This is a genomic window from Parabacteroides sp. CAG:2 (genome assembly GCF_000436315.1).
Taxonomy (GTDB): Bacteria; Bacteroidota; Bacteroidia; order Bacteroidales; family Tannerellaceae; genus Parabacteroides; species Parabacteroides distasonis.
This window is the reverse complement of record NZ_FR885277.1, coordinates 1-525: the sequence shown is the minus strand read 5'-3', so window position 1 is coordinate 525 and position 525 is coordinate 1. Positions and strand designations below refer to the sequence as shown.

The window sequence follows — 525 nt, the reverse complement described above, 5'->3', positions numbered from 1 at the left end:
CGAGGTGAGAGAAAGTAAGCAAGGGCAGACGGTGGATGCCTTGGCTCTCGGAGGCGACGAAGGACGTGATAAGCTGCGAAAAGCCCGGGGGAGGCGCAAATAGCCCTTGATCCCGGGATATCCGAATGGGGCAACCCGGCAGGCTGAAGGCCTGTCATCCCGTAAGGGAGGCGAACGTGGGGAACTGAAACATCTAAGTACCCATAGGAGGAGAAAATAAACAATGATTCCGTAAGTAGTGGCGAGCGAACACGGAAGAGCCCAAACCCATGTCGTCTAGGCGACACGGGGGTTGTAGGACCACGACGTGGCAAGATAGAGTCAAGTGGAACGCCTTGGAAAAGGCGGTCATAGAGGGTGAAAACCCCGTACACGACTGACGATTGAAGCCTAGTGGCATCCTGAGTAGCGCGGGGCACGAGAAATCTTGCGTGAATTAGCGGGGCCCATCCCGTAAGGCTAAATACTCCCGAGAGACCGATAGCGAACCAGTACCGTGAGGGAAAGGTGAAAAGAACCCCGAGC

At 55.8% G+C, this 525-nt stretch carries 1 rRNA gene; it reads left to right on the top strand.

The window, feature by feature from the left end:
- Positions 1–8: 8 nt before the first annotated feature.
- Positions 9–525 (top strand): 23S ribosomal RNA (locus QVP94_RS06345); the annotation flags it as partial.